This is a genomic window from Ursidibacter maritimus (assembly GCF_009761395.1).
Taxonomy (GTDB): Bacteria; Pseudomonadota; Gammaproteobacteria; order Enterobacterales; family Pasteurellaceae; genus Ursidibacter; species Ursidibacter maritimus.
The window spans coordinates 260,609-281,421 of record NZ_LEKN01000013.1 but is presented as its reverse complement, the minus strand read 5'-3'; the positions used below and the strand labels follow the sequence as shown (position 1 = coordinate 281,421).

The window sequence follows — 20,813 nt, the reverse complement described above, 5'->3', positions numbered from 1 at the left end:
TAATTTATGTAATTTGCTTTTACACTGAAAATGGATATTGAATACTTGGATGGTATTCATAACCTTCGACTTCAAAATCGTTGAGTGTTACCCAAGTTTCTAAATCTTCAAGAGTCTTAATATCAGGGTTGATTTTTAATTTAGGCGATGCAAAAGGTGTACGCGTTAATTGTACATTCTTCATTAAATCAAGTTGATCTTCGTAGATATGTGCATTCACAATTTTATGAAAAGCTTGACCTGCTTGATGTCCTGTAATTTGAGCCATCAATGCGAGAAAGGTGTAACATTGAATCATATTCCAGTTTAACCCTAAAGGCACATCTGCAGAGCGTTGAGTACTGTTTAAGTAAAGTACGCCATCAAGTAAAGAAAAATGATGGCTGTGTAAACAAGGTCTTAGGCATCCCATATGGAAAGCACCAGGGTGATAGAATGTATAAATTTCACCACGATTATCAATACCACGTTGTAAGTCATCAACAATTTGACGAAGTAAATCAACAGAACCTGTTCCGTCTGCTTTGGGGAAATTACGCCCAACAGCACCATAAACTAAGCCCATATCGTCTTCGCCTTTTCGGTAAGGATTTGCTAACCAAACAGTATTTTCATTAGCATTTGCGTCCCACGATTTTGTGCCTAACTGACGGAAATCAGCTGCATTGTCATAGCCTCTTATGTAGCCTAATAATTCAGCAATAGCGGATTTCCAAAAACTTTTCCGAGTAGTTACGAGAGGAAAGGCTCCATTAGCTACATCATAGGTCAAATCAGCATTGATAACGGTTAAGCATCTTTTGCCTGTGCGTTCATTTTCAACCCATTTGCCTTGTTCAACAATTCGTTGGCATAAATCTAAATACTGTTTCATATAGTAATCCCATCTGTTATTCGGTAGAATGAAGCTAGCCTTTATAAAATGACTAAGGAGTATATATGAAATCTTTATTAAAGTCTTTTTTCGTTATTTCAACTATTTTCGTGTTAGTCGCTTGCGGTGCAAGTAAAACAAGTGGTTGGAAACGTCTTTCAGAATCGGAAGTTGATCGAAAATCTTATGCTATTGCTTATGGTGCAACAGCTCAAACTTATTTAGATCGTGTAAACCAAAGTTATGATATTGATTCTTTTATGCACGGTGTAGATGACTGGTATAACAAAAAGGTAACTTTACCTATTGAACAAATTCGAGCGAGTTTATTGAATAGAATGTTAGATCACAATGTTTATGCTTATTATAGTGGTGTGTTATATGCCTCTGAATTGCAAGCAAATTCAAACCGTTTAAGCCCTAAATGCTGGTCTTTTGTTGAACCGAAAAGTATTACACAAGGTATTCACGATGCGATGTTAGACTTACAAAAAGGTAAAGTACGTGATGATGAATATATCAAAAAAGGTGCGGAACAAATTCTCCACCTATGTGTAGAGCAAATCGAAGCGGATCAGCAGAAAAAAAGTAAAACAAAATCGTCTAAAAAATAGTTTAAATATCAGGGCAGATTTAATCTGCCCTAAATTTTCTCGCTAAAATATTTATTCCAAAAACTTTTGCAAAAAATCACGAAAAAGTGTCCGTCTACGCTTTCTTATTTTTAGCCAATCTACTAGAATGTTCTTAATTACCTAAGATTGAATAAGAATAATGAAACTGAATATCCCAACTTATTTAACTATTTTTAGAGTTGTACTCATTCCACTCTTTATTTTATCTTTTTATCTTCCTATTCCTTATTCAGCGGAAATCACTACCTTTATCTTTTTTATTGCCTCTGTAACCGATTGGTTTGATGGCTATTTAGCTCGTAAGTGGAATCAAACGACACGTTTAGGGGCATTTTTAGATCCTGTGGCGGATAAGGTATTGGTTGCTTCAGCCTTAGTTTGTGTTGTTGAACATTACCATACTTGGTGGATTACTATTCCAGCCATTGTAATGATTTCTCGTGAGATTATTATTTCTGCGTTGCGTGAGTGGATGGCTGAAATTGGTGAACGAGCCAGTGTGGCGGTTTCTATTTGGGGTAAAGTCAAAACAACAGCACAAATGTTTGCTTTAGGCGGGTTATTGTGGCGTCAGAGTTTTACGATGGAAGTCCTTGCATTTATTCTGCTTTATATTGCTACGGTACTCACTATTTGGTCAATGCTACAATATTTGAAAGCTTCTAAAGGTAGTTTGTTGAAATCATAGAAATGATTGCTAACAAGCGGTTCGATTTTCACTAATTTTTGCAAATGACCACATTTGATTCAAAACAGTTTTTAGCTAACGTTCCTCATCAGCCTGGCGTTTATCGTATGTATGACGATAAAGGCACTATTATTTACGTCGGCAAAGCCAAAGATCTGAAAAAACGTTTAGCCAGTTATTTCCGAACTCAACTTTCTAGTCGAAAGACTGAATCACTAGTTTCAAATATCGCTCATATTGAAACAACCCTAACCCATTCTGAAACCGAAGCACTTTTACTCGAACATAATTATATTAAAGAAAATCAGCCTAAATATAATGTCTTACTGCGGGACGATAAATCCTACCCCTATATCTTACTGACCAAACATCAACATCCACGCATAGCTAGCTTTCGTGGTAGCAAAAAAATTGCAGGGGAATATTTTGGACCTTATCCAAATGCAGGTGCTGTGCGAGAAACGCTAAATTTACTGCAAAAGCTATTTCCCATTCGACAGTGCGAAGACTCCTACTATAAAAACCGCTCTCGTCCTTGTTTACAATATCAAATAGGGCGTTGCCTTGCCCCTTGTGTAGAAGGCATTTATTCCCAAGAAGAATATGATCAACAAGTTCAATTTGTACGACTATTCTTGCAGGGAAAAGATCAGCAAGTGATCGAACACTTGATTGCTAAAATGGAAAAAGCAGCGGAAGATCTTGATTTTGAAATGGCTGCTCGTTTTCGAGATCAAATTCAGCAAGTACGTTCTGTAACTGAAAAGCAGTTTGTGAGCAATGAACGCCTAGATGATCTTGATATTATCGCTATTGCCTATCAGCACGGTATCGCTTGCGTACATATTTTGTTTGTCCGTCAAGGAAAAGTGCTGGGTAATCGTAGCTATTTTCCTAAAGTACCAAATCATACTGAGATTGCTGAATTAAGTGATACATTTATCGGGCAATTTTACTTGCAGATGAATCAACATCGGACAATTCCGCATCAGATTATTATTGATCAGCCTGTGACTGAATCGGTGGCATTACAGACACTATTAAGCGAACAAGCAGGGCATAAAGTGACTATTCAAGATAAAGTTAGGGGAGAAAAAAGCCGCTATCTTGCTCTAGCAAAAACGAATGCAATGGCCGCTTTAACCTTACAACTTAAACAAGATTCACGAATTCAAGCTCGCTACCAAGCGTTACAAACCCTATTACAGCTACCTGAAATCAAACGAATGGAATGTTTTGATATTAGTCATACAATGGGGGACCAAACAGTCGCATCTTGTGTGGTTTTTGATGAAAATGGACCATTAAAATCCGATTATCGCCGCTTTAACATTGAAGGCATTACCGCAGGTGATGATTATGCGGCAATGGAGCAAGCCTTATTAAAACGTTATGATAAAACACTTTCCCCCGAAAAAATTCCTGACATTATTTTTATTGATGGCGGCAAAGGACAACTTAATCGAGCCTTACAAACTTTTGCTGGGCTTAATGTTGAATGGGATAAAAATAAGCCTTTATTGATTGGTGTTTCTAAAGGCGTTGAACGTAAAGCAGGCTTAGAGACTTTGCTTATTAGCCATTGGGATAAAGAAATACATCTTCCCCCAGATAGCCTCGCATTACATTTAATTCAGCATATTCGTGATGAATCCCACAACCACGCCATTACAGGGCATCGTAAAAAACGCCAAAAAGCCTTTACCGAAAGCGGATTAGAATCTATCGCAGGTGTAGGTGCAAAACGCCGTCAAGCCCTACTCAAATATCTAGGCGGAATGCAAGGCGTGAAAGCCGCTACTCTTGAAGAAATTCAATCCGTTCCAGGTATTTCAAACGCCCTTGCTGAAGTTATTTTCGATACGTTGCAGAATGGATAAAATGCAAATTTATTGACTAATAAATATTTGATATCCTAATTTTCGTAGAAAAAAAAGTAGAAGAAAAAATAGTTTCCATTTCCTTATACTCATATACTTGAATTTGTATTTTTTGCCCTACTTTTAATTCAGGTTCTCCATTACCTAGAAGCATATAATTAAATTTGTTTAAGTGTTGCTCTTTATTTAAGGCAAATTCCATTTCTTTTATGGATTTACCATGAAATTTCTTGAAAAAATAGTCTCCTATTTCATTTATGGCAGATATGTAATCTTCACATTGATGACCTAGATTATGTAGTCTAGCGGTTGGATAATAAGCTATCTTAAATGGTTTATCTGGAATATGTCGATCTAGCAAATAGCTAGCACGTACGATTTCTACATCTGTTTTACATACATATTTAATCTCAGGAAGCGATATGCAAGAACATAACAGGAAAGTGAACAAAAATATCATATTTTTCATAATTTCATATCCTAACTTTTATATCCTCTCTTATCAGATAATTTTCAATGTCTTATTTCTCCAGTGTAATCTGATTCGAATAATAGTACATTTTGAATACTAGTTTGAACTGAGCTAAATCATATCCGTTATCTCTCAATGTTTGATCTTGTTTCAGCATTCATTCATAAGTTTTTATTTTCCAAGCATAGCCATATCTGAAAGACTATCTAGCGTATTATTATTCAAATAGACTATCCAATTCGTTAATCAATATTTCACTCGGCTTATCAAAAAACACGCCATTTTGAGTTTCTTCATTCATTGCTCTAAGAAAGAGATAAGCCACGCCGCCAAAATCTCGCTGATAGTCGTAGTTTTTGCCTAGACGAGAGCGTAAATAACGGTGGAAAGCTAGGGTGTAAAGTAAATACTGTAAATCATAACGGAATTGTACCATTGTTTTTGCAAGGCGGTCTTGGGTGTAATCTTGTTCAAATATACCTAAGAAGTTCGATTTGTAATCCAGTAGATAGTACTTTCCTTGATGCTCCACAATACAGTCAATAAAGCCACGCACAAAGCCTTCTAATTGGGGGAGTTGCAAGTCGGGTAAATGCTCAAAAGGACTGTGCTGTTTAAGCAATGTATTTAACTTAGGTAACGCAGTTTTATTCCGCAAGCGTAAGTAGAATTGCCATTCATTCAAGCGTTGTTGTGTTGGAATATCCGATAACTTGAATGGTTGATCGCCAAATGGCGTATTTAGAACTTGTGTTAGCCATTGCTGTGTTGGCTCAATCCATTCAGCTGATAAATTTAGTTGTTCGCATAGTGTTTGAATGCTTTCAATATCAATAGGTTGAGTAAAATCTAGCAATTCAAAATAGCGGTGTAACAAATTACCCACTTTGGTGCTATGAGGGAATTGATACGGGCTGAAGGTTTGCTCTGTTGCTTGTTCTACACCTGTTTCATCAAATGATATATCAGGCACAGTCGCACTATCGTAGTCTAGTGCGTCATCAGATAGTCTCACAAGCGGTAGCTTTTGCTCTCTATTTTGCAAACGTTCATTTTGAGCTTGAAGAGCGGTGAAACTGGTAATTAAGCCACTTTCGTTAATTTTGGTCTTGAATACTCGTGCTTGTGGTGTGGTAGATTGTGTTTCTGCTGTTTTAGTCCACTTCGTTACTTCGCTCAATTCATTTAACTTGATGATATTTTTCAGAATACCTTTGCGGGCTAAACATTCTTCGGTTTTAGTGTCTTTGCTGATATTTCCATCAGTCAGCACATAGTGCATTGCACTCCAACTTGCCGTCCATTCTTCAGGCAACATTAGATGAAGTTGATATTTGGCACGCGTTAATGCGACATAAAGTAAGCGAAGCTCTTCCGCATATTCTTCGTTATTGCGTAAATTTTTGATGTCGTCATCTTGCTCACCGAGCAACCAAACTTGCTGTTTGTCTTGATTACGATAAATCGCTAAGGAAGGGGTATCCGCACCTTTATTAGTTTTGCCTAAAAATGGTAGCCAAACCACTGGGTATTCCAACCCTTTGGATTTATGAATTGTGATGATTTTTACTAAATCTTCTTCACTTTCTAAGCGGAGAATTTGTTCATCATTCACATCAGGTTCTTCAATCTGTTGAGCAAACCAACGTAACAAGCTAGATTCATTTTCGGCAGTTTCCATTCGCTCTTGTAATAATTCAGCTAAATGGAGCATATTGGTAATACGGCGATCCGCATTTACACTCATTCTAACTCGTTCAAGCAGTTGTTGAATATAAAGCTGATGTAACATCGGCAGAATACCCTGTTGTTGCCAAATTTGCTGATAGTGAATGAAGGATTCTACGCAATAATCCCAACTCTCTTCAGAATGTTTCAGTTGATAAATTTCATTTGAATCTAGACCCCACAAGCCACAACCGATGGCAGCAAGCACTGATTTTTGATGCAACGGATTTAAACAAGCGGTGAGAATTAACAATAAATCTGCAGCTTCTTGGGTTTGATATACGGAAGATCTTTCCGATAAAAACACCGACTGAATGTTACGTTTTGCCAGTGCTTGTTGTATTTGGGCTGCATCGGAATGAGAGCGGACTAGAATCGCAATATCTTTCGGTTGTAAAGTGCGAGAAATAAGTTGTTTTTGTTGATTACCTTGTTCATCTTCACTGATTTTCTGCTCAGCAACAAATAATTCCCCTCGCTGTGCGGCAATCAGTTGTGTCGCAATTTGTTCTGCACATTGCTCGGCAACTTCGCTCTTTTTCGGGTGAAGATAAAAATTGATGGCGTGTTGCCCTTCACATAAATGACTTTTTGTTTCTTCGCTTTCTACGGGTAAAAATGTAATTTCAGGATAAATAAACGGAGAACCGTATTCCGTTGATTTAAAAAGAAATAGTTGATTTACAAAATCCACCACTTCAGGCAAAGAACGCCAGTTTTTCGGTAGCGTAAATTTTTCGCTAACTTCTTCTGATGCGTCTAAATAAGAAAAAATATCTGCCCCACGAAATTTATAGATCGACTGCTTTGGATCACCAATCATAATAAAGCCACTTGGTTTTTCCGACATCATAAAAATCTGTTTAAAGATCTGATATTGGATTTGATCGGTATCTTGTGATTCATCAATCATCGCAAAAGTGTATTGCTGGCGAATTTTTTCGGCAAGCTGTTTGCCATTTTTTCCATACAAAGCGTGATAAAAATAGTGCAACATATCAGAAAAGTTTTTCTGCGAATGGCTGTTTTTAAATGCCTGCAATTTTTGATTTAAGTGATTGAAATAGCGGTAGAGCAGTTTTGTTTTGATCTCGTTTTGCGTGTTCGCAAAGGTCTGCTGATAAGTCGAAATCATCTCATCAATTGCACTAAAATGCGTATTTTCAGGGGTGTCCGCTCCTTTACTGGTTTTTTCTGCCAAATGAGATTGTGAAAAATATTTTAATTCGGTCGGGAAATCTAAACTTTCGCTATTCGCCCACTGCTCAAGGGTTGGCAGCCATTTATTTAATAAGCTATCTTCTTTGTAACTTCGCCCATCAAGTACTTTAATTTGCCCCTGTTGCTGTAAGGCTAAAATCTGCTGAATAGGGGAAATAATCTCATTATGGTTTTCTTGCCAATAGCTTTTACAATTTGCAATAAATTTGGCTAAAGCTGCCGCTTGTGCAACATAATCGGAGCTTAAAAATGCTTGTTGTTCTGGGGTAAGCTCAGGTAGCAAACCTGATAAAAGATGTTTTACATTTCTTAATGCTGAATTTGGGCTAATTAGCAGTTCTGCGACCAATTTGGTTTCTTGCAGATCACTGGTATAAAAAAGCTCTCGCCACGTTTCTTCACTTAAACGTCTTAATAATTCTGATTCATCGGTTTGTAAATCAATATCAAAACGTACGCCCGAATCAAACGCAAACTGAAAGAGCATCTTTTGGCAAAAGCTATCAATGGTAAAAATACTGGCAAGATCGATATCTTGTTCTGCGACTTTTAAACGTAGTAGGGCTTCTTGCTCATTGTGTTGAACTTGTTCATAAAGTTGAGCAAAAAAAGGCTCATCTATAAAGGTCTGACGGTTTTTGGGGGACGTTGGATTACGCACTATTTCAGCAAATTTTCCTAAATTTTTACGAATACGATCTCGTAATTCTTGCGTTGCCGCTTTGGTAAAAGTTACCACCAAAATTTGCTCCACCATTAGTGGCTCACACCCTACTCCAAGTAGCAAACGCAAATATAGGTTTGCCATTGTGTAGGTTTTTCCTGTACCTGCGGAGGCTTCAATTAAACAAGAACGATCAAGGGGTAATGAAATAGGATCAAGTGTTTGCATAGCGTCTAAAAAACAAAGTGAACAATGTGCTAAATTTTACCACTCAAATTGCAAGCGGTCAGTTTTATTCGACAATTTACAAAAAATCACTACAATCTCACCGCTTATAATAGTTAAAAAGAAAGGGTAATAAGATGAAACTAAATGCTCAACAACAACAAGCGGTAGAATATACTACTGGGGCTTGCCTTGTATTAGCAGGGGCTGGCTCGGGCAAAACAAGGGTTATCATCAATAAAATTGCACATCTTATTGCCCATTGCGGTTATTCACCAAAGCAGATTGCAGCAGTTACCTTTACCAATAAAGCTGCTCGTGAAATGCGAGAACGTGTGGCACATTCTATCGGTAAAGACAAGAGCAAAGGGCTAACCATTTCTACGTTCCATACACTTGGGTTTGAAATTCTCAAACGTGAGCATAAGTTACTTGGCTATAAATCAGGAATGACGTTGTTTGATGAACACGACCAAATCGCATTGCTCAAACACCTTCTGCCAGAAACGGTAACAGAAGATAAAGATCTACTGAAACAGCTAGTAAATACCATCTCAAACTGGAAAAATGATCTGCTTTCGCCTGAGCAAGTTGTTGGGGTTGCCAGTAGTGATCGTGAGCGTGTATTTTCCCATTTTTATCAACAATACCAAAATCAGCTCAAGGCTTATAATGCGTTAGATTTCGATGATTTAATTATGCTCCCCACGTTATTATTTCGTCAGTTTCCTGAAGCGAAAGAGCGTTGGCAACAGAAAATTCGTTATTTGTTGGTGGATGAATATCAAGATACCAATACAAGCCAATATGAGTTAATAAAATTGATTGTGGGTGAGCAAGGGAATTTTACGGTGGTTGGCGATGATGATCAGTCCATCTATTCTTGGCGGGGGGCAAGGCCTGAAAATATCGGGCGACTTCGCCACGATTTCCCGCAATTACGAGTGATTAAGCTAGAACAAAACTATCGTTCTAGCCAACGTATTTTGCACTGTGCCAACATTTTAATTGATAACAACGCTCACCTTTTTGAAAAACGGCTCTTTTCACAGCTGGGAGAAGGCGAGAAATTAAATGTGATTGAAGCCAAAAATGAAGAGTTTGAGGCAGAGCGTATTGTAGGTGAGCTGATTGCTCATCGTTATTCTCGTAAAACCAAATATAAAGATTATGCAATTTTATATCGAGGCAATCATCAATCACGGTTATTAGAAAAATTGCTGATTCAAAACCGTATCCCCTACAAAATTTCTGGGGGAACATCGTTTTTTGCTAAAACAGAAATTAAAGATATGTTGGCGTATTTACGCTTGCTAGTGAATCAAGATGATGATGCGGCGTTTTTACGCATTGTGAATACGCCTAAGCGAGAAATTGGAGCGGCTACCCTAGAAAAATTAGGACAGTTGGCAAATCAAAAACAGGTTAGTCTATTTGAAGCAATTTTTGATTTTGAACTTATTCAACGCTTAACGCCCAAGCCTTATCAAGCCTTGCAGAATTTTGCTCGTTGGGTGGTTGAGCTTTCGGATCAAGCGGTAAGATCGGAGCCACAATCTGCAATTAAAGAGATGTTGGCACATATTCAGTATGAAACCTATCTCTATGAAACAGCAACCACTCCGAAGGCTGCTGAAATGCAAAGCCGTAACGTACAAACACTGTTTGAGTGGGTGCAAAAAATGCTAGAGGGTGATGAAATCAATGAACCGATGAGCTTGAACCAAGCGGTTACTAATCTCACTTTACGCGATATGATGGAGCGTTCGGAAGATGACGATGAGAGCGATCAAGTTCAGCTAATGACTTTACATGCCTCAAAGGGTTTAGAATTTCCCCATGTTTTTTTAATTGGAATGGAAGAAGGCATTTTGCCTCACCAAACCAGTATTGATGAAGATAACGTGGAAGAAGAGCGCCGTTTAGCCTATGTTGGTATTACTCGGGCTCAACAAACTTTAACTTTCTCTTTGTGTAAAGAACGCAGTCACTATGGTGAGATTATAAAGCCTGAAGTCAGCCGTTTTCTGCTTGAACTTCCCCAAGATGATTTGCAATGGGAACGTAATAAACCACCGCTTAGTGAGCAACAAAAAAAGCAAAAAATAGAAAGTAATATCGCTAATTTACGTGCAATGTTGATGGCGAATAAGAAATAGTTATCCATAATAGAAAGGGCTAGAATTTATTATTCTAGCCCTCGCGTTTTATACTTCAATCCCAAACTTTTCTTTTACAAGTGCTTGGAAATCGGTACAACCACCAACGTGTTGATTATCTAAGAAAATTTGTGGTACGGTGGCAACGTGTTTACCAACGCGTGGTTCTAAATCTTCTTTTGAAATATTTTTAGCAATCATATCAATAAATTCAAAATCAAAATCGACTAATTCGGCTTTCATTTTTTCTGCTAAAGCGTTTGCACGAGTGCAATATGGGCAAGTCAAACGACCGTAAATTTCTACGAACATAGTATCCTCTTAATATATTAAATAAGTAAGCGGTCCGATTTTAGCAGAGTTTTGCAAAAAATCCTGTAAAAGCGACCGCTTATCTGAATGGGTAAAGTAGCTAGACTATGGGTTAGTCATCCTTTGGTTCAGGTGCTTTTGGTAAAACTAGGTTTAAAAGAATAGCTACAATCGCACAAAGGCTGATGCCTTTTAGTGAAAACTCGCCAACATTGACTAACATTCCACCGATACCAAATGTCATTACCACTGAAACAATACATAAATTGCGTGCTTCGCCCATATCTACTTTGGCGCGAATTAAAGTACTCATACCCACAGCAGCGATTGAGCCAAACACTAACATCATAATACCGCCCATTACAACGCCAGGGATAGTTTGTAAGAATGCCCCGACTTTTCCGCAGAAAGAGATACCGATAGCCCAACAAGCCGCCCATGTCATTACTCGTGGGTTGAAGTTTTTCGTTAGCATTACTGCGCCAGTTACTTCCGCATAGGTTGTATTTGGTGGACCACCTAACATTGCTGCTGCAGATGTCGCGACACCATCACCTAATAAGGTACGATGTAAACCTGGTTTATGTAAGAAATTTTTACCTGTTACAGAACTAATTGCCATAATGCCACCAACGTGTTCAACGGCTGGAGCAAGTGCAATAGGTAGTAAATATAAAATTGCTTCAAGTTTGAATTCAGGTGTGGTGAGGTGTGGTAAGCTAAACCACGCCGCATCAAGCACTGGTTGGAAATTTACTAATCCCATAAAGATAGACAGGATATAACCAACCACAATCGCAAACATAATTGGCACAAGTTTCATTAAGCCTTTAGCAAATACTGCCACGATTAAGGTTGTAACTAAGGTTACCATGGAAACGATAATAGCTTGCTCATAAGGCACATTGCTTGTTTTGCCTAATGCCATATCTACGGCAACGGGTGCTAGACCTAAACCGATGATAATGATAACAGGACCAACAACAACAGGTGGGAAAAGTTTATCTAAAATCGTCACTCCCTTTAGTTTCACTAAAGCGGAAAGTGCAAAATAGATTAATCCTGTAAAAATCAATCCACCCATTGTGACTGGAATGCCCCATTGCTGTACACCATATTGAATAGGTGCGATGAAAGCAAAGGAAGATGCAAGGAAAATTGGCACTTGCCCTTTAGTACAAAGTTGGAAAAGTAGTGTGCCGACACCTGCTGTTAAAAGTGCAGTATTAGGATCAAGACCCGTAATTAACGGAACAAGAACTAAAGCTCCAAATGCGACAAATAGCATTTGTAAGCCAACAAACGCCTGTTTTGGCGTGCTGATATTTTCTGTTGTCATTTTAGTTTCAACTCTCAGTTTGAATTAACTTCATTATTAAAGTAGTAAAAGGTTATCTTACAGGATAACTCGGGCGCGGATTATAGCGGAAAAAGGGATAAATATCTTTGGATATCGATCAAATTTTTACAGTTCTTGTGATTGTGAACGTTAAATCATAAAATGCGTGCTTAATTATTGATATTAGGTTTTATCTATGCAAATTAGCCCTTTACTCGAAAATCTTATTGAATCACTACGTGCTTTACCAGGCGTCGGGCCTAAATCTGCACAGCGAATGGCATATCATTTATTACAACGTAATCGCAATGGTGGTTTACATCTTTCTAAAGCATTACACGAAGCAATGACTCACATTGGACATTGCCGTTCTTGCCGTACTTTTACTGAAGAAGATGAATGTAACATTTGTCAGAATTATCGCCGTCAAATGAGCGGGCAACTTTGTGTGGTTGAAATGCCTTCGGATATTCCTGCTATCGAGCAAACTGGGCAGTTTTCGGGACGATATTTTGTATTGATGGGACGTTTATCTCCTCTTGATGGGATTGGACCACGAGAAATCGGTTTAGACTTATTGCAACAAAGATTAGAAAATGAATCTTTCCACGAAGTCATTGTAGCGACAAATCCAACGATTGAAGGTGAAGCAACAGCGAATTACATAGCTGAAATTTGTGCGATGTATAATGTTAAAGTAACTCGAATTGCTCACGGTATTCCTATTGGTAGCGATTTAGAAATGGTCGATGGAACAACACTCTCGCATTCATTTTCTGGTCGTAGAGAGATTAAATTATAAATAGCGTTTATTTAGAAAAGATTTATCTATTTAACCAAAATTCCATTATTTTTAAACAACTGAGTTAATTTAAGGAGATGTATGAAAAAATTTCTGATTCCGTTTGTCATTGGCGGCATTGTTGCACTTGCTGTAGAGTATTTTCAGAGCAATAGTGTGGAAAAAACAGTAAAACCAACAGTTGAAACTAGTGTTAAGCCTACTGAAAGTAAAGAGCCTGCTTTGCCTGGAAATAAATAGCTTTGATGTTCTAAACTTTTGATTGAACAGTGCCGAGCAAGGCAATGTGCATTGATTTTGGTTAGCCACGATCCATACCTGATTGAGAAAAGTTGTGATAAAGTAATCAACCTTGAAGATTATTGCTAAATTGACTGATGTTTAACGAAAAGCCTATCATTTCAAATCAACACGGTGCATTAGTAATGGCTTTTGTACCGTTTTTATATGGTATTTTTGAAAGCCACTTTATTGTCCAACATATTTCCTTTGGACTTTCGTGGCTGTTTCTTTATTTTTTTTCTTATCCATTTTTAGCGATTTTTAATCGTAAAAATAATGCGAAATATAAAAAATGGGCAATTATTTATGCGGTAATTAGCTTATTATTCGCTATTCCAGTATTCTTTTATAAAATAGCTATTTTGCAGTTTTCTCTTTTTATCTTACCGCTTGGGCTTATTCAGATTTATTATGCTAAAAAGAAAGATGAACGTAATTTAATTAACGATATTGCGGGAATTTTGACCTTCGGCATTATTGGTATGGCAAGCTACTATTTAGTGACAGAACAGTATCAATGGTGGATATTACTTCATCCGACACTCTTTTTTATAACTACTACGTTATATGTAAAAAGCGTTGCAAGAGAGAGAAAAAATCCGTTATATCTCAAATTAAGTCTTTTTTCTCATTTATTATGTGTTGGGCTTTATTTGCTATTTAATCAATATGCGATTGCTTTCGCTTATTTTATCGCTTTACTGCGAGCGATTATTGTCCCGAAAAAACAATTAAATATAAAACAGGTCGGAATGTTGGAATTTGGGGTTGTTTTTATATTTTTGTTAGCATTACTGAGTTGTTAAAGATTAGAGCATATTATTCTCAAACCAACTTTCTAAAATAAGACAAGCAGAGATAGAATCGACTTTATCTTTTTTTAACGCTTTATAGCCACCACGAGCAAAAATTTCAGAACGGGCTTCAACCGTGGTAAGTCGTTCGTCTTGTAAGGCGATTGGTAGGTTAAATCGTCCATTTAGGCGGTTGGCAAATTTTCTAGCTCGTTGTGTAAGTGGCTGTTCTGTACCATCCATATTTAAAGGTAAACCAATCACTAGCAGATCAGGGTTCCATTCGCTAATTACTTTGCCTATTTGCTCCCAGTTAGGAATACCATCTTGGGCTTTAAAAGCCGGTAGCCCTTGGGCTGTGCCTGTAATACTTTGCCCAACGGCACAGCCGATACTATTTGTTCCAAAATCAAAGGCGAGAATGGTTTTTCCCATTAAGCTCTCCCTGCTTTCGCTAGAAAGCCTTCAATACCAAGCATTTCATAGGCCTCTGACCAGCGATCTAAATAGCCTGCGTGAAATAAAATATGTTCGCTACTTGGTGAAACTAACCAGTAATTACGTGCAATTTCTTGCTCAAGTTGATCGGCTTTCCAAGTACAGCAACCTAAACAGACAACAAAGTGTTCAGGGGAGTTATATCGTCCAAAAGTATCTAGAATATCGCCTGATGTCGTGAGTGTAATATTATTTGCTGTTTCGTAGCTATGTAATAGTGGTGCGTCGGTACTGGTATGTAAGATAAAGCCACGATCTTGGCTTACTGGACCACCATTTAAGACAAGCTGATCTTTGCTATAAGTACGTTCATTTGCCATTAAAAAGTCCATTTTTGCCAGTAATTCCATTACCGACAGGTCTGTCGGCGAATTAATCATTAATCCCATCGCACCTTGATCATTATGCTCACAAATATAAATAACAGAACGATCAAAATAGTCGTCATTCATATCTGGAGTAGCAATCAATAATTGACCTTGTAAATTCATTAACTTAAGTCTCCATAAAGTATTTGTAGTGCTGTTATTGTGGCGAGCGATGCGGTTTCTGTACGAAGAATACGTTTTCCTAGTAAAACTTCAGTAAAACCTTGTTGCTCGGTCATAGCAATCTCCTCTGGAGAAAGTCCGCCTTCAGAACCGATCAATAGTCGAACTCCTGCAGATGGGACATTAGGGAGTGATTTAATGGTGTATTTTGCTCTTGGGTGCAAATTCAATTTGAGCATATCGTCTTGTTCTTTGCACCAATCGGTTAGTTTCATAATTGGGCGAATTTCAGGAATGACATTTCGTCCACATTGTTCACAGGCAGAAATCGCAATTTTTTGCCATTGTTGCAATTTTTTATCTTGGCGTTCACCTTCTAACTTAACGCCACAACGTTCAGACCATAATGGTGTAATAGTGGTTACACCTAGTTCTACTGATTTTTGAATGGTAAATTCCATTCGATCGCCACGCGAGATTACCTGACCTAAGTGGATCGGTAAATTTGATTCTCTGTCGTCAAGTTGCTGAGATAAAATTTCTACTTCAATCTGTTTTTTACTGATTTGGCTAATTCGAGCAGAAAAAGTATGGTTTGAACCATCAAAGAGTACTAAGTCCGCACCTTCATTCATTCTCAGCACTCGCCCAACGTGGTTAGCCGCATCTTCTGATAAAAAACAACGTGTTTTTCCTGCTAATAATTCGGGATGGTAAATTCTAGGTATTCGCATTAGGATTCAGGGGGTTAAAAAGTGATTAGTGTAATCAAATGAATTAGCTCGTCAAGCTAAACAAGCGGTTAGATTGGCATAAAAATCTGCACTTTAATAAATATAGCTTAAGGCTAGTTTAGTAAAGTGCAGTTAAGTAAGGTTATGTTATTTCAGATGACTACTGAATGATCACAAAGAAGTTTGAACCATCTCGTAAGATATTTAAGGCAATCGCTGATGGTTTTGAGTCTAACACTTTGCGAAGTTCACCAATGTTTTCCACAGCTCTGCGGTTTACTCCCACAATAATATCGCCTTTTCTAAAACCACGTTGTTCCGCAATCGTGCCTTTTTCTACTTTAGTAATTTCAACACCTTTAACGCCTTTTTCGTTGTAGTTACTAAATTCAGCCCCTTTTAGTGCAGGAAGAAGTGTGTTCGCACTGGTTTTGGTTTGCTCATCTGATTGTAATGTGACTTTTGCTTTCTCTTCTTTACCATCTCGTAAATAAGTCAGTTCAATCTCTTTGCCTGCACCAGTCGTTGCCACTTTAGCTCTTAATTCGGCAAAGCTACGAATTTTTTGTCCATTTAAGCCGGTAATCACATCGCCAGCTTTTAATCCTGCTTTAGCGGCTGCGGAGTCGCTTAAAACTTCACTGATAAATGCACCTTGTTGGGCATTCACATTAAATTCTTTGGCAAGATCAGCATTTAACTCTCCACCTTTAATACCCAATAAGCCGCGTTTTACTTCACCAAATTCTAAAATTTGCTGCACAAGATTATTTGCCATATTACTTGGAATAGCAAAAGCAATACCCGCATTTCCACCACTTGGCGAAATAATTGCTGTATTGATACCAATAAGCTCGCCTTGTAAGTTAATCAATGGCCCACCTGAATTACCACGATTTACTGCGGCATCAGTTTGAATGTAGCTTTCGTAGCCTTCATCACTATTACCCGTTGAGCGACCTAATGCAGAAACAATCCCCGATGTAACTGTTTGTCCTAAACCAAATGGGTTACCGATGGCAACGGTAAAATCGCCCACTCGTAATTTATCAGAGTCCGCAATTTTAATTTCAGTTAGGTTTTGTGGTTTTTCAATTTGTAGAAGTGCCACATCAGAAAGTGGATCAGCACCAATCAATTTGGCTTTAAATTCACGTCCGTCCTCTAATTTAACGTTGATTTTATCGGCTTTATCAATAACGTGATTATTCGTCACCACATAGCCTTTTGCAGCATTGATAATAACCCCCGAGCCTTCACCTCTAAATTGGCGTTCCCCACCACGCTCACCGAACATATCGGGACCGAAGAAAAATTCAAACTCTTCGGGCATATTAGGACGAGAACGTTTATTTTCAGTTTTTCCTTCAACAGCAATACTTACAACCGCAGGGCGTACTTTTTCTAACATTGGTGCTAGGCTAGGTAGCGTTTGACCATCTACTGCCGTTGGTAACGTTGCATTTGATACTGTAGGAAGAGATAACATTCCTATACCGAGTAATAAAGAAGCCAATAATGTTTTTTGCATTGATTTTTTCATTGATGTATTTCCTTTTTATTATTTTTTCACTAAAAGCAGTAAAGATTTGAATGTAGCGTAAGACATAAAAATTGTTAGAAGGTTCTAATTTACGCATAGATGAGCTGGTTTTTTATACAATCTATATTCTTTACATTTATTATTTTATGAGTAAGTGACTGAATGAGTATTAAAAACGTGATCCTTATCACATTTTGAGATGAGAAATCACATTTCTGTAATATCCTAATTTACTTTATTTACGCTACTCTCTACAATGCGTCGCCTTTTAGGCTAAATTCATTATTTATCAACATTTATTCAGGACATCTACTATGTTGTGGTTCTTATTCTGTGTTGCTGTATTAGTACTTGGTTACTTTGTATATGGCAAGATTATCGAAAAGATCTTCGTGATCAACCCGAAAAAACAAACACCTGCATATACTATGCAAGATGGTGTTGATTATATGCCAATGTCAAAAACTCGTATTTGGCTAATTCAATTATTAAACATTGCTGGAACAGGCCCGATTTTTGGTCCTATCCTTGGTGCGTTATACGGGCCAGTTGCAATGCTCTGGATCGTACTTGGTTGTATTTTTGCAGGTGCGGTACACGACTATTTCTGCGGAATGTTAAGTGTGCGTAATGGCGGTGCTTCAATGCCAAACCTTGCGGGTAAATACTTAGGTCGCCCTGTTAAAGCGTTCATCAACATTCTAGCGGTAATTTTATTATTATTGGTTGGTGTAGTATTCGTTGCAAGCCCTGCTCAATTATTAAGTACCATTACAATGGACGCATTTGGCTCAGCAGGCGGTACTTTATCGTTAAATAATGCGGAAGAAATTGCAGCATCAGCGTCTGCCGCAGTAAGTGATTTAACGGTTTGGGGAATGGATAAACCAACTGTTATTGCAGTGTGGACAACGATCATTTTCTGTTACTACATTTTAGCAACCTTACTTCCAATTGATAAAATCATCGGTAAAATTTATCCATTCTTTGGTGCATTATTACTGTTTATGTCAGTGGGTATGGTATATGGTTTAGTATCAAGCCATTTCAGTGCAACTGATCCAATCGAATTCTTCCGTACAGTAAATCAAGACGGTGCGGGCTTAACTTGGGATAAATTCTTCCAAAACTTCCAAGTGAAAGGTGATGTTCCAATTTGGCCATTACTATTCTTAACGATTTCTTGTGGTGCATTATCTGGTTTCCACGCAACACAAACTCCACTAATGGCTCGTTGTGCAGAAAATGAAAAAGAAGGTCGTTTCATTTTCTACGGTGCAATGATTGCAGAAGGTGTAATTGCGTTAATCTGGTGTATGGTTGGTTTAGCATTCTATGAAAACCCACAAGCATTACAAGATGCAATTACCGCAGGTTCACCATCTAAAGTGGTGTACGATTCATCATTATACTTCTTAGGATTTGTGGGCGGTATTTTTGCAGTATTAGGCGTGGTGGTGTTACCAATCACTTCAGGTGATACAGCATTCCGCGCAGCACGTTTAATTATTGCTGAGTTCTTCCATCTAGAACAACGCACATTAGCGAAACGTTTATTGATTGCAATCCCACTCTTTGCAGTTGGTTTCATTGTGTCTAAAATTGACTTTAGTGTATTATGGCGTTACTTCACTTGGGCAAACCAAACAACTGCAATGGTAATGTTATGGACTGCAGCTGCTTATTTATATCGCTATAACAAATTCCACTGGGTATGTACTATCCCTGCGGTATTTATCAGTGCGGTGTGCTTTACCTACCTTGCATACAATAAGATCGGTTTTGGTTTAGACTATCAATTATCGGTATATATCGGTTTAGGTTTAACAGCATTCTGTTTAGTATTGTTCTTCACAATGTTAAAACCAATGGGAGCAACAGACCCAGATGCTTATGTCGATGATTCAGCAAAAGCCTAATCAACCTTAAATAGAGTAAGAGCGAGAAGTTTCTCGCTCTTCTTTTTAGAGATAGAAAATGAAATTTTTTGATACTCACACCCATTTGGATTACCTTGCACAAGATCTCAATTTAAGTGTTAGTCAATTAGTAGAGAATGCGAAAAAAGCCCAAGTCGAACGCATATTAGTTGTTGCGGTGTTTGTAAAAAATTTTGCAGAAGTTACCGCTTGTAGTCGAGCTGATCCACAACATATTGTTTACGGATTAGGTTTACACCCACTTTATATTGAGCAACATCAACAAAATGACTTAGATCTGCTAGAACAACATTTACAAACACAAGATCCGAATTGTACTGCGATTGCAGAAATCGGGTTAGAGCGTGCAGTGGCAGAAGTTGGTACTCCTGAGTTATGGCAAAAACAGTGTGAGTTTTTGGATGCCCAATTACAGCTTGCTAAGCGGTATGATTTACCGGTAAATTTACATTCTCGCAAAAGCCACGAACAACTTTATACATTCTTAAAACAAGCCAAGTTAAATAAAACGGGCGTTGTACACGGTTTTTCAGGCAGTTATGAACAAGCGAAGCGTTTTGTCGATCTTGGTTATAAAATCGGTGTTGGTGGTACTATCACTTACCAACGAGCCAATAAAACTCGTGATACTATCGCTAAATTGCCTTTAGATGCTCTACTCCTTGAAACAGATTCTCCTGATATGCCTGTTTTTGGGTTTCAAGGTCAGCCAAACCGCCCTGATCGTTTACGCGTTACTTTTGAAAGCCTTTGTTCGTTGCGCCAAGAAGAACCTGAACTAATAGCAGAAACAATTTGGCAAAATAGCGAACGATTATTTGGTTTAGGCTCTCGCTAACGTCCAAACTTGAATTTCTTTTACTCCTTGTTTGCGTAATTCAAGGCAAATACTATTCAAGGTTGAACCAGTGGTTACCACATCATCAACGAGAGCAACTCGCTGATAGTTTTTTAACGGTTTGAAAAGGAAAGCATTTTTAAGATTTTTACGTCTTTCGATTGCGGTGAGTTCTCGTTGTGAACGTGTAGATTTGACTCGCTGTAAACAATCTAAATCAAGAGGTAAATTTAATTTCTTAGCCACATAACGAGCCAATAATTCTGCTTGATTGTAATTTCTTTGCCAATGACGTTGCCAAAAGAGTGGTACGGGAATAATCACGTCAGGCAATACTAGTTGATGTTCTCGTTGAGCTTGTTTGATTGCCAATAACAATAAACGTCCCAAAGCGTTATCTAAATAATGTTGTTGCTGGAATTTGAAACGATGAATCCACTCTGAAAGCGGTGCTTTATACGCAGAAATTTGCACAATACGATGCCATTTCGGCTCATTACGTAAGCAATTTCCACAACTTAGTTGGTTTTCCAATAAATTACTGCCACAATGTCCGCAGTACGCTGATAAAGAGAGTAGAGCATAGCATTTTGAGCAAAAACCATGTGAGCTAATAGCGAGTGGACGATGGCAATGAAAACAACGAAACCCCCAATCAAACATCATTTTCTTTTTCTAATTTGTCTTTTGTTAA

19 protein-coding genes are annotated in these 20,813 nt (G+C 37.9%); 9 read left to right on the top strand and 10 right to left on the bottom strand.

Annotated features, from left to right (window positions below; all coding sequences use genetic code 11):
• Positions 1-19: 19 nt before the first annotated feature.
• Positions 20-874, bottom strand: a complete 855-nt coding sequence (locus A1D26_RS04360; RefSeq protein ID WP_157402860.1) for a thymidylate synthase — start codon at positions 872-874, stop codon at positions 20-22.
• Between the two features lie 65 nt (positions 875-939).
• Between A1D26_RS04360 and A1D26_RS04355 the strand changes: the two genes are divergently transcribed.
• From A1D26_RS04355 to uvrC, 3 genes are all read left to right on the top strand, one after another.
• The gene (locus A1D26_RS04355; protein WP_157402859.1) at positions 940-1,488 is read left to right on the top strand and encodes a hypothetical protein; all 549 of its coding nucleotides are present in this window, start codon (positions 940-942) and stop codon (positions 1,486-1,488) included.
• Positions 1,489-1,648: 160 nt separating this feature from the next.
• Positions 1,649-2,197, top strand: coding sequence for a CDP-diacylglycerol--glycerol-3-phosphate 3-phosphatidyltransferase (pgsA, locus tag A1D26_RS04350; protein WP_157402858.1), 549 nt, complete (start codon positions 1,649-1,651; stop codon positions 2,195-2,197).
• A gap of 44 nt (positions 2,198-2,241) precedes the next feature.
• Positions 2,242-4,077 carry an excinuclease ABC subunit UvrC gene (gene uvrC, locus A1D26_RS04345; protein ID WP_157402857.1) on the top strand — a complete coding sequence of 612 codons (1,836 nt, stop codon included), beginning with the start codon at positions 2,242-2,244 and terminating at the stop codon, positions 4,075-4,077.
• A gap of 16 nt (positions 4,078-4,093) precedes the next feature.
• Here uvrC and A1D26_RS04340 read toward each other — a convergent pair whose 3' ends face one another.
• A complete protein-coding gene (locus A1D26_RS04340) occupies positions 4,094-4,546 on the bottom strand; it encodes a hypothetical protein (protein WP_157402856.1) in 453 nt (150 codons plus the stop codon).
• 220 nt (positions 4,547-4,766) lie between these two features.
• Positions 4,767-8,390, bottom strand: a complete 3,624-nt coding sequence (gene recB, locus A1D26_RS04335; protein ID WP_157402855.1) for an exodeoxyribonuclease V subunit beta — start codon at positions 8,388-8,390, stop codon at positions 4,767-4,769.
• A 134-nt stretch (positions 8,391-8,524) separates the two neighbouring features.
• Between recB and rep the strand changes: the two genes are divergently transcribed.
• The gene (gene rep / locus A1D26_RS04330; RefSeq protein WP_157402854.1) at positions 8,525-10,546 is read left to right on the top strand and encodes a DNA helicase Rep; all 2,022 of its coding nucleotides are present in this window, start codon (positions 8,525-8,527) and stop codon (positions 10,544-10,546) included.
• Positions 10,547-10,594: 48 nt separating this feature from the next.
• On the opposite strand, the gene A1D26_RS04325 is transcribed toward rep, so the two are convergent.
• Both A1D26_RS04325 and A1D26_RS04320 read right to left on the bottom strand, forming a co-directional pair.
• Positions 10,595-10,858, bottom strand: a complete 264-nt coding sequence (locus A1D26_RS04325) for a GrxA family glutaredoxin (RefSeq protein ID WP_157402853.1) — start codon at positions 10,856-10,858, stop codon at positions 10,595-10,597.
• 112 nt (positions 10,859-10,970) lie between these two features.
• A complete protein-coding gene (locus A1D26_RS04320; RefSeq protein ID WP_157402852.1) occupies positions 10,971-12,197 on the bottom strand; it encodes a uracil-xanthine permease family protein in 1,227 nt (408 codons plus the stop codon).
• 196 nt (positions 12,198-12,393) lie between these two features.
• On the opposite strand from A1D26_RS04320, the gene recR reads away from it, so the two are divergent.
• The 3 genes from recR to A1D26_RS04305 all read left to right on the top strand — a co-directional run bounded on the left by recR (position 12,394) and on the right by A1D26_RS04305 (position 14,087).
• Positions 12,394-12,999 carry a recombination mediator RecR gene (recR, locus tag A1D26_RS04315; RefSeq protein ID WP_157402851.1) on the top strand — a complete coding sequence of 202 codons (606 nt, stop codon included), beginning with the start codon at positions 12,394-12,396 and terminating at the stop codon, positions 12,997-12,999.
• Positions 13,000-13,080: 81 nt separating this feature from the next.
• Positions 13,081-13,239, top strand: coding sequence for a hypothetical protein (locus A1D26_RS04310; RefSeq protein WP_157402850.1), 159 nt, complete (start codon positions 13,081-13,083; stop codon positions 13,237-13,239).
• Between the two features lie 137 nt (positions 13,240-13,376).
• Positions 13,377-14,087 carry a YwiC-like family protein gene (locus tag A1D26_RS04305; protein ID WP_157402849.1) on the top strand — a complete coding sequence of 237 codons (711 nt, stop codon included), beginning with the start codon at positions 13,377-13,379 and terminating at the stop codon, positions 14,085-14,087.
• A gap of 3 nt (positions 14,088-14,090) precedes the next feature.
• Here the strand turns inward: A1D26_RS04305 and ruvX are convergent, their stop codons facing one another.
• From ruvX to A1D26_RS04285, 4 genes are all read right to left on the bottom strand, one after another.
• Positions 14,091-14,510 (bottom strand): Holliday junction resolvase RuvX, encoded by a 420-nt coding sequence (gene ruvX / locus A1D26_RS04300; protein WP_157402848.1) that lies wholly within the window; start codon positions 14,508-14,510, stop codon positions 14,091-14,093.
• Entirely contained in the window at positions 14,510-15,064 is a 555-nt protein-coding gene (locus A1D26_RS04295; protein ID WP_157402847.1) for a YqgE/AlgH family protein, read from the bottom strand. The genes ruvX and A1D26_RS04295 overlap by 1 nt, the downstream gene beginning before the upstream one ends.
• Positions 15,064-15,798, bottom strand: coding sequence for a 16S rRNA (uracil(1498)-N(3))-methyltransferase (gene rsmE, locus A1D26_RS04290; RefSeq protein WP_157402846.1), 735 nt, complete (start codon positions 15,796-15,798; stop codon positions 15,064-15,066). Before rsmE ends, A1D26_RS04295 begins: the two co-directional genes overlap by 1 nt.
• A 160-nt stretch (positions 15,799-15,958) precedes the next feature.
• Positions 15,959-17,341: a Do family serine endopeptidase gene (locus A1D26_RS04285; RefSeq protein WP_157402845.1), complete on the bottom strand. Its 1,383-nt coding sequence runs from the start codon at positions 17,339-17,341 to the stop codon at positions 15,959-15,961.
• 314 nt (positions 17,342-17,655) lie between these two features.
• On the opposite strand from A1D26_RS04285, the gene A1D26_RS04280 reads away from it, so the two are divergent.
• Positions 17,656-19,260, top strand: coding sequence for a carbon starvation CstA family protein (locus A1D26_RS04280; protein WP_157402844.1), 1,605 nt, complete (start codon positions 17,656-17,658; stop codon positions 19,258-19,260).
• 58 nt (positions 19,261-19,318) lie between these two features.
• Positions 19,319-20,119, top strand: a complete 801-nt coding sequence (locus A1D26_RS04275) for a TatD family hydrolase (protein WP_157402843.1) — start codon at positions 19,319-19,321, stop codon at positions 20,117-20,119.
• Here A1D26_RS04275 and A1D26_RS04270 read toward each other — a convergent pair.
• Positions 20,105-20,782, bottom strand: a complete 678-nt coding sequence (locus A1D26_RS04270) for a phosphoribosyltransferase family protein (protein ID WP_157403039.1) — start codon at positions 20,780-20,782, stop codon at positions 20,105-20,107. The genes A1D26_RS04275 and A1D26_RS04270 overlap by 15 nt on opposite strands.
• Positions 20,783-20,813: the final 31 nt, after the last annotated feature.

Excerpts from the sequence above, each read along its gene's own strand:
- A1D26_RS04360 (WP_157402860.1), bottom strand. The coding sequence starts at position 874 with ATGAAACAGTATTTAGATTTATGCCAACGAATTGTTGAACAAGGCAAA.
- A1D26_RS04355 (WP_157402859.1), top strand. The coding sequence starts at position 940 with ATGAAATCTTTATTAAAGTCTTTTTTCGTTATTTCAACTATTTTCGTG.
- pgsA (WP_157402858.1), top strand. The coding sequence starts at position 1,649 with ATGAAACTGAATATCCCAACTTATTTAACTATTTTTAGAGTTGTACTC.
- uvrC (WP_157402857.1), top strand. The coding sequence starts at position 2,242 with ATGACCACATTTGATTCAAAACAGTTTTTAGCTAACGTTCCTCATCAG.
- A1D26_RS04340 (WP_157402856.1), bottom strand. The coding sequence starts at position 4,546 with ATGAAAAATATGATATTTTTGTTCACTTTCCTGTTATGTTCTTGCATA.
- recB (WP_157402855.1), bottom strand. The coding sequence starts at position 8,390 with ATGCAAACACTTGATCCTATTTCATTACCCCTTGATCGTTCTTGTTTA.
- rep (WP_157402854.1), top strand. The coding sequence starts at position 8,525 with ATGAAACTAAATGCTCAACAACAACAAGCGGTAGAATATACTACTGGG.
- A1D26_RS04325 (WP_157402853.1), bottom strand. The coding sequence starts at position 10,858 with ATGTTCGTAGAAATTTACGGTCGTTTGACTTGCCCATATTGCACTCGT.
- A1D26_RS04320 (WP_157402852.1), bottom strand. The coding sequence starts at position 12,197 with ATGACAACAGAAAATATCAGCACGCCAAAACAGGCGTTTGTTGGCTTA.
- recR (WP_157402851.1), top strand. The coding sequence starts at position 12,394 with ATGCAAATTAGCCCTTTACTCGAAAATCTTATTGAATCACTACGTGCT.
- A1D26_RS04310 (WP_157402850.1), top strand. The coding sequence starts at position 13,081 with ATGAAAAAATTTCTGATTCCGTTTGTCATTGGCGGCATTGTTGCACTT.
- A1D26_RS04305 (WP_157402849.1), top strand. The coding sequence starts at position 13,377 with ATGTTTAACGAAAAGCCTATCATTTCAAATCAACACGGTGCATTAGTA.
- ruvX (WP_157402848.1), bottom strand. The coding sequence starts at position 14,510 with ATGGGAAAAACCATTCTCGCCTTTGATTTTGGAACAAATAGTATCGGC.
- A1D26_RS04295 (WP_157402847.1), bottom strand. The coding sequence starts at position 15,064 with ATGAATTTACAAGGTCAATTATTGATTGCTACTCCAGATATGAATGAC.
- rsmE (WP_157402846.1), bottom strand. The coding sequence starts at position 15,798 with ATGCGAATACCTAGAATTTACCATCCCGAATTATTAGCAGGAAAAACA.
- A1D26_RS04285 (WP_157402845.1), bottom strand. The coding sequence starts at position 17,341 with ATGAAAAAATCAATGCAAAAAACATTATTGGCTTCTTTATTACTCGGT.
- A1D26_RS04280 (WP_157402844.1), top strand. The coding sequence starts at position 17,656 with ATGTTGTGGTTCTTATTCTGTGTTGCTGTATTAGTACTTGGTTACTTT.
- A1D26_RS04275 (WP_157402843.1), top strand. The coding sequence starts at position 19,319 with ATGAAATTTTTTGATACTCACACCCATTTGGATTACCTTGCACAAGAT.
- A1D26_RS04270 (WP_157403039.1), bottom strand. The coding sequence starts at position 20,782 with ATGTTTGATTGGGGGTTTCGTTGTTTTCATTGCCATCGTCCACTCGCT.